At 29.5% G+C, this 12,796-nt stretch carries 8 protein-coding genes, 2 pseudogenes and 1 riboswitch; of the genes and pseudogenes, 4 read left to right on the top strand and 6 right to left on the bottom strand.

Features of this window, described 5'->3' with window-relative positions; translation table 11 throughout:
* Positions 1–115: 115 nt before the first annotated feature.
* Positions 116–225, top strand: a riboswitch (SAM riboswitch).
* Positions 226–321: 96 nt separating this feature from the next.
* From metA to AGR56_RS09790, 3 genes are all read left to right on the top strand, one after another.
* Positions 322–1,233 carry a homoserine O-succinyltransferase gene (gene metA, locus AGR56_RS09800; protein ID WP_053242104.1) on the top strand — a complete coding sequence of 304 codons (912 nt, stop codon included), beginning with the start codon at positions 322–324 and terminating at the stop codon, positions 1,231–1,233.
* 161 nt (positions 1,234–1,394) lie between these two features.
* A complete protein-coding gene (locus AGR56_RS09795) occupies positions 1,395–2,945 on the top strand; it encodes a 2-isopropylmalate synthase (protein ID WP_231015695.1) in 1,551 nt (516 codons plus the stop codon).
* Positions 2,946–3,308: 363 nt separating this feature from the next.
* Positions 3,309–4,298, top strand: a complete 990-nt coding sequence (locus AGR56_RS09790; RefSeq protein ID WP_053242103.1) for a tyrosine recombinase XerC — start codon at positions 3,309–3,311, stop codon at positions 4,296–4,298.
* Between the two features lie 53 nt (positions 4,299–4,351).
* On the opposite strand, the gene AGR56_RS09785 is transcribed toward AGR56_RS09790, so the two are convergent.
* Positions 4,352–4,771: a hypothetical protein gene (locus AGR56_RS09785; protein WP_053242102.1), complete on the bottom strand. Its 420-nt coding sequence runs from the start codon at positions 4,769–4,771 to the stop codon at positions 4,352–4,354.
* A gap of 181 nt (positions 4,772–4,952) precedes the next feature.
* Between AGR56_RS09785 and lexA the strand changes: the two genes are divergently transcribed.
* Positions 4,953–5,567 carry a transcriptional repressor LexA gene (lexA, locus tag AGR56_RS09780; protein ID WP_157055731.1) on the top strand — a complete coding sequence of 205 codons (615 nt, stop codon included), beginning with the start codon at positions 4,953–4,955 and terminating at the stop codon, positions 5,565–5,567.
* A 23-nt stretch (positions 5,568–5,590) separates the two neighbouring features.
* Here lexA and AGR56_RS09775 read toward each other — a convergent pair whose 3' ends face one another.
* The 5 genes and pseudogenes from AGR56_RS09775 to mutS form a co-directional block, all read right to left on the bottom strand.
* Positions 5,591–6,877, bottom strand: coding sequence for a methionine gamma-lyase family protein (locus AGR56_RS09775; RefSeq protein ID WP_053242100.1), 1,287 nt, complete (start codon positions 6,875–6,877; stop codon positions 5,591–5,593).
* Positions 6,878–6,998: 121 nt separating this feature from the next.
* The gene (hfq, locus tag AGR56_RS09770) at positions 6,999–7,244 is read right to left on the bottom strand and encodes an RNA chaperone Hfq (RefSeq protein ID WP_053242099.1); all 246 of its coding nucleotides are present in this window, start codon (positions 7,242–7,244) and stop codon (positions 6,999–7,001) included.
* Between the two features lie 64 nt (positions 7,245–7,308).
* Complete coding sequence (gene miaA, locus AGR56_RS09765) at positions 7,309–8,241, bottom strand: tRNA (adenosine(37)-N6)-dimethylallyltransferase MiaA (RefSeq protein WP_053242098.1); 933 nt, start codon at positions 8,239–8,241, stop codon at positions 7,309–7,311.
* Between the two features lie 29 nt (positions 8,242–8,270).
* Positions 8,271–10,116: pseudogene (gene mutL / locus AGR56_RS09760) on the bottom strand (DNA mismatch repair endonuclease MutL).
* Positions 10,117–10,150: 34 nt separating this feature from the next.
* Positions 10,151–12,777, bottom strand: a pseudogene (mutS, locus tag AGR56_RS09755) (DNA mismatch repair protein MutS).
* Positions 12,778–12,796 lie beyond the last annotated feature (19 nt).

The raw sequence follows: 12,796 nt of genomic DNA, 5'->3' as shown, positions 1-12,796 counted from the left end.
GTAGGGATATTAATTTACATAATACTTATTATGTAAATGCAATTTATTGTAAACTTAATTAAAAATATTGCAATTTAACAAACAAACAACTATAATATAAAAGTAATATGGTTAATTCTTATCTAGAATGGTGGAGGGACTGGCCCAATGAAACCTAACAACCGGCATTATCATTTCAATGTACGGTGTTAATTCCTGCAAAACTTATGTTTTGAAAGATAAGAAAAACAGTTTTGAGTATTTTTGATACTTATAATCCGTTTTTCTTGTTTGAAAACGGATTTTTTATGTTTTAATTTTATATATAGGACGGTGACATATATGCCAATAAAAATACCTGATAATCTTCCAGCAGCTCAAACTCTGGAAAATGAAAATATATTCTTTATGCATGAAAATAGGGCTTATCATCAAGATATACGACCACTTAATATTTTAATTTTAAATTTAATGCCTAAAAAGATTGTTACTGAAACTCAAATTTTAAGATTAATTGGTAATTCTCCGCTTCAGGTGAATCCAACATTTATTCATACAGAGACACATGCCTCACAAAATACATCTCAAGAGCACCTTTTAATGTTTTATAAAAAGTTTAGCGAAATCAAAAATGAAAAATTTGATGGAATGATAATAACTGGTGCACCAGTTGAAACAATGAAATTTGAAGATGTAGATTACTGGAAAGAACTTTGCGAAATATTTGAATGGACTAATACAAATGTAACATCTACAATTCATATATGTTGGGGTGCTCAAGCTGGGTTGTATTATCATTATGGAATAAAAAAATATGAACTTCCTGAAAAATTGTTTGGAGTATTTAATCATACTGTAACAAAGGAACATGTTAAACTTACAAGAGGTTTTGATGATAAATTTTACGCTCCTCATTCTAGACATACTACTGTTAAAAAAGAGGATATAGAGGAAAATCCAAATCTTCAAATTCTTGCGGAATCGAATGAAGCTGGTGTTTATATAGTTTCAAATAAAAAAGGGAAGCAAATATTTGTAATGGGGCATTCTGAGTATGATAAAAATACTTTAAATGATGAGTATGTAAGGGATTTAGATTTAGGTTTGGATATTAAACCACCTAAAAATTATTTTGAAGATGATGATCCGTCAAAAAAACCTCTTGTTACGTGGAGAGGGCATGCGAATTTACTTTTTTCAAATTGGCTTAACTATTATGTATACCAAGAAACTCCATATGAGATTAAAAAATAAAATAGCTATTGACATGTGTGACTATAAATATTATCATAAGTATATACAATTAGTTATCTTTTTAAATGGTAGCGGGATTATAACCTCGTCTCTGGTTTGAGATGAGGTTTTGTTTTATAGACGAATATGCAAAAGCTATATATGATGGAGGTAAAAGTATTATGAAGAAAATATTGATCATGGATACGACCTTGAGAGATGGTGAAAAAATTCCGGGTGCTAAGCTTAATATAAATGAGCAACTAAAGATTGCATATCAACTTCAAAAGATGAAAGTTGACATAATAGAAACGAGTTTTCCATCCTTATCGCATAATGATTTAGAAATTACTAAAGCTATAGCTCAAAAGGTTGGTACTAAAACTACAATTTCTGTTCCATCAAGAGCTATAAGACGTGATATTGACGAAGTATATAATTGCATAAAAAATTCTTATGATCCAATAATTCATATTGTTTTAGGATCATCTGATTTATATGATGGAAAAAATAAGGAACAGATATTTATGCAAAATATTGATGCTATAAAATACGCAAAATCAATATTACCTAAAGTTCAATATTCATTTACAGATGCTTCAAGACAGGATTTCGAAAGCCTTTGGGGAAAAATTAAACTTGTTGTTGAAGCTGGAGCTAATATAATAAACATTCCGGATACTGTGAGTGTTATGGTTCCTGATGAATATGGAGAAATGATAAATAAAATAAATTATAGACTCAAGAACTTAGATAAAGATATAATTTTAAGTGTTCATTGTCATAACGATTTAGGCCTTGCAACGGCAAATTCCTTAATTGCAATCAAAAATGGTGCAGATAAAATAGAATGTACTATAAATGGAATTGGAGAAAGAGCTGGAAATACAGCTTTAGAAGAAGTTGCAATGGCTATTAAACTTCATAAAAAATATTATAATGCTTATACAAATATAGCTACAAACGAAATAAGTAATACATCAAAACTTGTTAGTTATCTTATGGGAATAGATATACAAGTTAATAAACCTATAACCGGCAGCAATGCTTTTGCACATTATTCAAATTTAAGAATGACGGAAATTACAAATTCAGAAAATACATATGAAATAATACATCCTGAAGATATTGGTATAGAAAATTCAGAACTTGTTTTAACTTCACGCTCAGGAGAAAGTGCGTTTAAAAAAGGCCTAGCTAAAATTGGCTTTGATAAGTTCAGCAATAAAGAATTCAAAAACTTATTCAAAAATTTTCTTGAACTTGCTAATAAGAAAAAAGAGATATATTCTTATGACCTTTTATATCTTATAGAAAAAAATCTTGAAGAAAATAGCGAACAAGGCAATGAATTTTTAAAATTCAAAAATAAACTTTATGAATTAATAGACATAGAAGTTGTAAGCAATATTTTATTTTCAAGAGCTACCGTTAAAATAAGAAAAAAGGACAGCGTTTATAAAGGTGAAGGAGTAGGTAATGGACCAGTAGATGCAGTTTATACCGCTATAAGAGACGTTATAAAGATAAATATAGAACTTAGAGAATATAAAATAAAAAGTGTTTCTAAAGGTAAAGAGGCACTTGGTAAAGTTGCTATCCAAGTGAACTATAATGGTAAAGAATACACTGCTAAGGCTGTGGATACTGATGTGGTAAGGGCCAGTGCATATGCTTTTGTAAATGCAATAAATAGCGTTATAATTGGCAAAGAAACGAGCGAAACTGTATAGGAATTCAAAAAAGTTCAAGAGGAACGATTTTTCTTGGACTTTTATTTTATAGTATGCCAAAAAGAATTAAATATTTTTTGAGCTTCATTGATAATTTTTATCATTTGATTATCAATGAAATATAGGGGAGATAAAATCAAATTATACCTATATTATATAAAAACTCTTTCTGGCAAAAACAAAAATTATATTTTTTAAAATAAGTACAATTGTATGACTTTCAAGAAAGTATAATCGAAAAAATTATTAAAGACTAATTACTATATACTATATAAAAGAAGGATTTTTCTCCCCTTACGTGGAATATTTTATTCGTAAAATGTGAATTTGACGAAATAAGAGTAATTTTTAGGAGGTTTTTACATGAAATATGATATTAGACAAGCTTTTGATTCTGATGTACCCTTTGAAGTTAATAATTTTTTAAATTACTTAGGTACAATTCGCGGAAAATCTAAAAATACTATATACAATTATAAAATTGACTTAATTTTGTTTTTTAGATTTTTAAAATTGTATAAAGGTCTTGTAAATAAAAATGAAGACTTTGATAATATAAAGATAAATGATATTGACAATAGGTTTATAGAAAACATAACCTTAAGTGACTTATATGCATTTTTATCTTTTGCAGAAAACTATAGAAATAATAGTTCTTATGCAAGAGCTAGAAAAGTTGCAACCTTAAGATCTTTCTTTAAATATCTTACTGGAAAAGCTAAAATAATAAAAGAAAACCCTACTCTTGAATTAGAATCTCCAAAAATCAATAAAAGAAATCCGGTTTATCTGACATTAGAAGAAAGTAAAAAACTTCTAAACTCAATAGATGGCCCCTTTTATGAAAGAGATTACTGCATAATAACATTATTTTTAAATTGCGGCATGCGCTTATCCGAACTTGTAAGCATAGATATATCAAAGATCAAAGGAGATACACTTACAATTATAGGTAAGGGAAATAAAGAAAGAACGGTATACTTAAACGAAACCTGCATTAGAGTAATAAACGCATATTTAGTCGAAAGAAACAAAATTGCAGGGAAGATACATAAAGAGTATGCTGATGCCCTTTTTATCAGTAGGAAATTAACCAGAATAAATAAAAGAACTGTAGAACTTATGGTTAAGAAATACGTTATTAAAGCTGGACTTAGCTATGAGAAGTTTACCCCACATAAGCTTAGGCATACTGCTGCAACCCTTATGTATAAATACGGAAATGTTGATATTAGAAGTCTTCAACAAATATTGGGACATGAAAGCGTATCAACTACCCAAATTTACACCCATGTAGATGACGAAAAGTTAAGAGAGGCTGTAAAATCAAATCCTTTAAATTCATTAGAATAAAAATAGTAAAAGTGCTTACAAATCCTAAAAATTTGCAGGCACTTTTATAAGCGTTACTTTGATTTTTTTATAACAAACATTCCTGGATAAGTTTCATCAATATACTTTTTCCTTTTTTCTTCATCTTCTAATATTTCGTTTAACCCATCAATGTCGTCAATTAGTTCAAAATCAATTTCTTCTTTTTTATCCGTATCCACATAATCATCATTATAATCGTTTAAAAGTTCAACTTCATTCGCTGAATAAACTTCATCTACATTCTCATCTTTTTTAGCTTCTTCCTCAAATTTCTTAGCTTCCGCCTCATCATCTATTACATCATCTATTTTTATTGAACGTGTATCAAATCCGTTTATATTTAAACATTTTCCACAATTATTACATGTTTTGTTTGGATCAAGATCACATATATCACATTCTCCACAGTTGTCACATATTTTGTTTAAATTAAGGACACAATTTTTTTTCATAAAATGCACTACCCTCTTTACAAATTTATATTTTGAATTAGAACTGAGCTGCTTTTACTTTGGTTTCCATAAAGATATATTATATCAAATATAAAACAACAATTCAATAACAGAACATTAGTTTGCACAGAAATAATACTTGTGTTATAATTTTCTATATAAATAAGATTTGCGAGGTGTAATGATGGCAGTGCATAAAGATAAAGACGTACAGAGTGAAATTTATGAATTTATAAGACAAGAAGTATTAGATAAAGGTTATCCGCCATCTGTAAGAGAAATATGTGCTAAGGTAGGCCTTAGTTCAACTTCAACAGTACATAGTCATTTATCAAAACTTGAAAAAAAGGGTCTTATAAGAAGAGATCCTACAAAACCAAGAGCCATAGAAATAATTAAAGATCCTATTGCAAAAAAAGAAATGGTTGATATTCCTATAGTAGGAAAGGTTCAAGCTGGTCAACCAATTTTGGCAGTTGAAAATATAGAAGATTATTTTACTATCCCATTAAATTTTGTTAGAGGAAACAATGATTTGTTTATTTTAAAGATTAGTGGAGAAAGTATGATAGAGGCTGGTATTTATGATGGAGATTTAGCTATTATAGAAAAAGTTAATTCTGCTGAAAATGGTGAAATTGTTGTGGCATTAATAGAAAATGAAGCTACAATAAAAAGATTTTTTAAAGAAAATGATAAAATACGACTTCAACCTGAAAATCACACTATGGATCCTATTATTGTTGACGACTGCAAAATAATAGGTAAACTAAAGGGGATTTATAGAGAATACTAAAAAAGAGAGTTTTACTCTCTTTTTTAATTACTTTTAAGTAATTTTGATAAACCTATAAGTATCCCTATTTTTGCATGGTCAAAAGTAAGTCCTCCCTGAAGATAACCTATATAAGGCTCTCTTATAGGTGCATCAGCTGAAAGTTCTATAGAAGATCCTTGAATAAAAGCACCTGCTGCCATTATAACTTCATCTTCATATCCAGGCATATCCCATGGTTCACATTCAACAAATGAATCTATAGGAGAACCATGTTGTATCCCCTTTATGAAGTTAATTAATTTCATTTTATCATTAAATTTAATTGCTTGAATTATGTCGCTTCTTTTGTCATTATATTTAGGAAGAACTTCAAAACCACAAAGTTCCATTATTCTAGCACAAAATACTGCTCCTTTAACAGCCTCTATGGATACATGTGGAGCAAGAAATAAACCTTCATAAAGTTGTCTCATGACACCAAAGGTAGAACCGCATTCTCCCCCTATTCCTGGCACAGTAAGCCTATATGAAGCTTGCTCTACGCATTCAGCTTTTCCTGCAATATATCCACCTGTTGGAGCAATTCCTCCACCTATGTTTTTTATAAGAGAACCTGCAACTATATCAGCTCCAACATCTGTTGGTTCTTTTGTATCTATAAATTCGCCGTAGCAATTATCGACAAAAACTAGAACTTCAGGTTTAACTGATTTTATATTTTTAATAATTTCACCTATTTCATCTACGCTTAAAGATTTTCTCCAGCCATAACCTGTAGAACGTTGAATATGAACTAATTTTATACTTTGATCCTGTTTTAATTCATTTTTCACCTTAGCCATATCTACTTTTCCGTCTTTTAGCTCAATCATTTTATATTTTACGCCATATTCTTTAAGGGACCCTACCCTTTTTTCATTTCCTATACCTATTATATCATGAAGAGTATCATAAGGCATTCCACATATAGAAAGAAGCGTGTCACCAGTTCTTAAGTTTCCAAAGAGCGCGGAACCTATAGCATGGGTACCATTTACAAAGTGAGGTCTCACAAGAGCACTTTCAGTGTTAAATATATTTGCATATACCTTATCAAGGGAATCCCTTCCTATATCTCCATAGCCATAACCAGAAGAATTAGTAAAATGTGATTCACTTATTTTTTCAGCTTGGAGTGCTTTTAGAACCTTAAGCTGATTAAATTCTCGTATTTCGTCGTAGTAAGCAAATTCATCTTTGACATCTTTAAGTGCTTTTTCATATAAATTAAAAACATCCTCGCTGATATCATATGTATTCATTAACGTTTCTTTTGTCAAATTTAACATAATAAAATAAACCTCCTGAAAATTCATCCTTAAACATGGTATCACAATAAAAAAAAAATAGGCAAATTATTGCCTATTTTTTATTTAAACTACATATTAAATGTAGTTTGTAGTTTTATTTTTACTCTTCATCTTGTGGGTTTTGATTGAAAAGTATAGGTTTTAGCGGTGTTATAGTTGAAACCGCATGCTTATATACCATCATTTGCTTATTATCATTATCTAATATTATTGTAAAACTGTCAAATCCCTTTACATTTCCCCTTAATTGGAATCCATTGGTTAAATGAATCGTAACAGGTATTTTATTTTTTCTTGCATTATTTAAAAATATGTCCTGTAAGTTATTTGTTGGCTTATTATTCATGTTATTCACCCTCCGCTTCGTTTTAAATATATAATTCTATAAAATTTTATAAAATCCTTCTTTTTTAATTATTCTTTAATATATCTTCTTTAATTTGATTAACTATCTCACTATCATCTTTATATAAATCTTTGTTTATCCATTTTGCACGTTTATCTTTTCTAAACCAGGTAAGCTGCCTTTTTGCATAATGTCTACTTCCCTTTTTAATAAGATCAACAGCTTCATCAAAACTTAATTTACCGTCAAGGTAGTATAAAACCTCTTTATACCCAATGCCTTTCATTGACTGCATATCTGAATTATATCCCATATTTTTAAGTTTTACAACCTCATCTATAAGTCCATGAGAAAGCATTTTGTCAACTCTTTTGTTTATTCGTTCATAAAGTTTATCTCTATTCATATTAAGTACATAATAGTTTATATCGTAGGAAATGTCATATAAGTTAACACCTTTGTTTAGTTCACTTATAGTTCTTTTAGTTACTTTGTATACTTCAAGCGCTCTTATAACTCTTTTTAAATCGTTTGGATAAAGCTTTTCATAAGATTCTCTATCTATATTTTTAAGAAGTTCGTGAACATAATCTTTACCATTTTCATCAGCAAGATTTTTTAAATAATTTCTATAATCATCATCCTTATAGGTTCCTGTAAATTCATAATTACATATAATTGAATTAATATAAAGACCTGTTCCACCAGCTATTATTGGATATTTGCCTCTTTCTACTATATCATCTATTGCAATTGTTGCTTTATCCTTAAATTCAGCAACGCTAAATTCTTCTGATGGATCTTTTATATTAATAAGATGATGTCTTATTCCCTGCATCTCATCAGTAGATATTTTAGCAGAACCTATATCCATGTATTTGTAAATTTGCATAGAATCTGCTGAAATTATTTCTCCATTTAATTCTTTAGCAAGTTTAATTGATATATCCGTTTTTCCAACAGCTGTAGGTCCAGCTATTATAAGAAGCTTTTTCATATTGCAAAATCATCCTTCTTTATTTAACTCTATTGAATTCTTTTAAATCTTTTTTCAAAATCAGTTATTGTATATTTTATTATAGTAGGCCTACCATGGGGGCAGTTAAATGGGTCATCAAGATATCTTAGGTCATCTACAAGCTTCTCCATTTCAGCCATGCTTAACTCATTATATGCTTTAATAGCAGCCTTACATGCTAATGTTGCTATTTTCATATATTTTACTTCAATGGTTTCTCCACTACCCATATCTTTAAGATTATCAAGTATATTTAAAAACATATCTTTAGCATAAGGTTTCCCTAAAAACATAGGAACTTCTTTTATTATTATTGTATTATCTCCAAAATCTTCGCTCTTAAATCCCGCATTTTCAAATATATGTTTATTTTCAATGTAATAAACATAATCTGATGGTATTAATTCAATAACTGCAGGTGTTATCATTATTTGAGATACTACACTTCTATCTTTTATTTCATTTCTATACTTTTCAAAAGTAACTTTTTCATGAGCTGCATGTTGATCTATTATATAAAATGATTTAACTCCTTCTGCTAAGATATACGTATTATCAAATTGTCCTATTACTCTTAACTTTTCAAACTTAGGTTCCTTTTTCAAAACTGGTTTTTCTTCATTTTTGCTTTCTTTAACAAAATCATAGGAAGGCACTGCTTTATTTTCTGGTTTAGAGTAAGAAGTTTCTAATTTATAAGTAATATTATCGTTTTGGGCTTCCTGAACCTTTTGTTCATCTACAGAATTTTTTAAATCAATTGGCAGCTGCACAACATTTATATTTTCATCTCTTACATCATTTTTAAGTTCATTTATAGCATTTTCCTCTTTTACTACAGCGTCAATTTTAAAACTGTCCTTTACACTTTCCCTTAAAGCTTCATGCACGGTATCAAATACGATTTTAAATATTTCCCTTTCATTTCTAAATTTTATTTCAGATTTTGTAGGGTGAACATTTACATCTACAAAATTCCGGAAAAATATCTAAGAAAATTATAAAAAAAGGAAATTTATTAATCATAGTAAAGGATTTTACTGCATTCTCAATAGCTGTGGTTATAAGTCTATTTTTTATATATCTATTATTTATAAATATGCTTTGATTGTTTCTGCTTCCCCTGCTTATTTCTGCATTTCCAACATAACCATGGACAGAAACTAAATCCGAATGCCTTTCAAAATAAACTACATTATCAACTATTTTTTTACCATATATCTCTCTTATTGTATCAATGAGCTTATCTGTAGAATATGTAGTTATAGATTTTTTACCACCATTAATTAGTTTAAATGATATACTGCTGTGAGATAAAGCTAATCTATTAACTATATCTGAAATAGCTGCCATTTCCTTTTGTGGGGACTTTAAAAACTTTGCTCTAGCTGGAACATTGTAAAATAAATTCCTAACTTCGATAGTTGTTCCTATGCTGCAGCCACAGTCTTTTACGTAATTTATACTGCCACCACTTATTGATATTTCTCTTCCAAATTCACTTTCACGAATTTTTGATCTTAAAATTGTATTTGATACAGAGGCGATACTAGGAAGAGCTTCGCCTCTAAATCCAAGTGTGTTTATAGAATATATATCTTCTATTTTAGAAATTTTGCTTGTAGCGTGAGGCATAAAGGCTTTTTCAATATCATCGCCGTAAATTCCTACGCCATCATCAACTATTCGTATAAGAGTTTCTCCACCGTTTTCTACTTCTATACCTATGGTTTTTGAGCCAGCATCAATGCTATTTTCAATTAGTTCTTTTACAACTGATGAAGGTCTTTCTATAACTTCACCTGCGGCAATTTTGTTTGAAGTTTCCTCGCTTAATAAATTTATTCTTCTCAAAGTGCTTCCCTTCTTTACTGTACATTTGTAATTTTTAATCTATATCTTTAGCCTTTTTTATAAAGTCATATAGTTTATTCATGCATTCAATAGGGTTCATTTCAAGAATTTCAGTATTTTTTAATTCTTTAATTAAATTATCTCTCTCTATATCACTAAAATCAATTTGAAGTTTACTTTGTTCTTTTTTTGTCACCTTAGGTTTTACAATATCATGACTATTTACAATTTTGTCAGCTGCTACCTCATTTTTGTTATTATTCTCAAGTTCTTTTAGTATTTCTCTTGCTCTAACAATAACATCATTAGGAATTCCAGCTATCTTTGCAACTTCTATTCCATAAGATTCATCTGCTCCACCCTTTATTATTTTTCTTAAAAAAAATAATGTCATCATCAACTTTTTTTACAGCTATTGAATAATTTTTGAGACCGTTTATTATTCCTTCAAGTTTTGTAAGTTCATGATAATGTGTAGCAAAAAGAGTTTTGCACTTCATTTTTTCATTAGCACATATATATTCTATCACAGACCAAGCTATACTAAGTCCATCATAGGTACTGGTTCCCCTGCCAACTTCGTCTAAAAGTATAAGGCTTTTATTAGTAGCATTTTTTAGTATATTAGATACTTCCCACATTTCTACCATAAAAGTACTCTTACCAGCTGCAAGATCATCAGAGGCTCCTATCCTTGTAAATATTTTATCACATATGGATATTTCAGCTTCACTTGCAGGAACGAAGCTGCCCATTTGAGCCATTAATACTATGAGAGCTACCTGTCTCATGTATGTAGATTTACCAGCCATATTAGGCCCTGTAATAAGCATAAGCATGTTTTCTTTTGTATCCATTTCTGTATCATTAGAAACAAAAGTTCCGTGCGGTATTACCTTTTCTACAACAGGATGTCTTCCCTCTTTTATTTTAATCTCACCATGATCTTTAATTACAGGCTTACAGTAGTTATTTTCACGAGCCACCTCTGCAAAAGAACTTATGCAGTCAATTTTAGATAAAATCTTAGCAGCTAATTTTATTCTGTCGATTTGTTTTTCTATTTCATCTCGTACTTTTACAAAAATATCGTATTCTAAGGATACAAGTTTTTCTTCTGCACCTAATATTTTTTCTTCCATTTCTTTAAGTTCAGGAGTTATATATCGTTCACAATTTGCAAGGGTTTGTTTCCTTATATATCGTCCTTCTGGTACAAGATTCAAATTTGATTTGGTTACCTCTATATAGTATCCAAAAACTTTATTATATCCCACTTTCAAAGATTTTATTCCTGTTTCATCCTTTTCCTTCGTTTCAAGAGAAGCTATCCATTCCTTGCCATGAGCTTTTGCAAGTCTTAGTTCATCTACTTCAGCATCATAGCCATCTTTTATTATATTACCCTCTTTTACAGATAAAGAAGGAGTAGTGGATATAGCAGAATCTAGTAAAACATATATGTCATTTAAATCATCAAGATTTTTTTCCATATTCATTAGAAATTCAGATTTAAACTGTTTCATTAGTTGCTTTATAGTAGGAAGATTTTCTATAGAACTTTTAAGCGATAAAAGCTCTTTGGCATTTACACTTTTAGATGATATTTTTCCAGCAAGTCTTTCTACATCATATATTTGTTTTAAATCTTCCTTTAAATCTTCGTGTGCATTTACATTTTGTAATAATTCTTCCACAGCATCAAGCCTATTTTTTATTTTATTTTCCTCTATTAGCGGCTGTTCAACCCATTTTCTAAGCTGCCTTGCTCCCATAGCAGTGCTAGTTTTATCGAGCACCCATAATAGTGAGCCTTTTTTGTTTTTATCCCTTAAAGTTTCAGTAAGTTCCAAATTTCTTCTAGAATTTAAATCTATGCTTAAGAAATCAATGACATTATAATATTCTATTTCGTCTAAATGAGTAAGCATTATTTTTTGTGTGTCCATTATATAACGCAGAAGTCCGTTAGCACAGCTTTTAAGCAGCAAATCCATATTTATTTCATTGTAATTAGAAAACTGTGCTTTTAAATTACTTTCTGCAAATTCATTAAAATACTTATTTTCAAGTTCTGTATAGGATACTGAAAAATCTTTCCTTCATATTTTTTATTAATTTTGAATCAATAGTATCCTGAATCAATATTTCTTTTGGTGAAAACTTCGATATTTCATTATATATTAAGTCAGGCTCATAATTAATTTCAGTGCATTTAAATTCTCCAGTAGATATATCAGCAAAGCACATTGAAGCATTATCTTTTTCTATATAAATTGACATAATATAATTGTTTTTAGTATCTTCAAGAAAAGACGAATCTGTATAAGTTCCAGGTGTAAGCACCTTTATTACATCTCTTTTTACAAGACCTTTTGTTAAAGCTGGATCTTCAAGCTGCTCTGCTATTGCAACCTTATATCCTTTTGATATTAATTTACTCGCATAGATTGCATATGCATGGTGAGGTACACCGCACATAGGCGCTCTTTTGCTAAGACCGCAGTCCTTTCCTGTTAAAACAAGCTCTAGTTCTCTTGAGGCAGTTTCAGCATCTTCAAAGAACATTTCATAAAAGTCACCTATTCTAAAGAAAAGAATGCAGTCTTTATAATTTTCTTTTACACTTAAAAATTGCTGCATCATAGGAGTCATTCCCATAAGTATATCATCCCTCAAT

It is taken from the genome of Clostridium sp. DMHC 10 (assembly GCF_001270375.1).
GTDB lineage: Bacteria > Bacillota > Clostridia > Clostridiales > Clostridiaceae > Clostridium_S > Clostridium_S guangxiense.
The sequence above is the reverse complement of the archived record's forward strand: the minus strand, read 5'-3'. Positions and strand labels throughout refer to the sequence as shown.

Bases quoted from the DNA above. Each gene is read 5' to 3' on its own strand.
- hfq (WP_053242099.1), bottom strand. From the start codon at position 7,244: ATGAATAATAAGCCAACAAATAACTTACAGGACATATTTTTAAATAAT.
- AGR56_RS09790 (WP_053242103.1), top strand. From the start codon at position 3,309: ATGAAATATGATATTAGACAAGCTTTTGATTCTGATGTACCCTTTGAA.
- miaA (WP_053242098.1), bottom strand. From the start codon at position 8,241: ATGAAAAAGCTTCTTATAATAGCTGGACCTACAGCTGTTGGAAAAACG.
- AGR56_RS09785 (WP_053242102.1), bottom strand. From the start codon at position 4,771: ATGAAAAAAAATTGTGTCCTTAATTTAAACAAAATATGTGACAACTGT.
- AGR56_RS09775 (WP_053242100.1), bottom strand. From the start codon at position 6,877: ATGTTAAATTTGACAAAAGAAACGTTAATGAATACATATGATATCAGC.
- lexA (WP_157055731.1), top strand. From the start codon at position 4,953: ATGATGGCAGTGCATAAAGATAAAGACGTACAGAGTGAAATTTATGAA.
- AGR56_RS09795 (WP_231015695.1), top strand. From the start codon at position 1,395: ATGAAGAAAATATTGATCATGGATACGACCTTGAGAGATGGTGAAAAA.
- metA (WP_053242104.1), top strand. From the start codon at position 322: ATGCCAATAAAAATACCTGATAATCTTCCAGCAGCTCAAACTCTGGAA.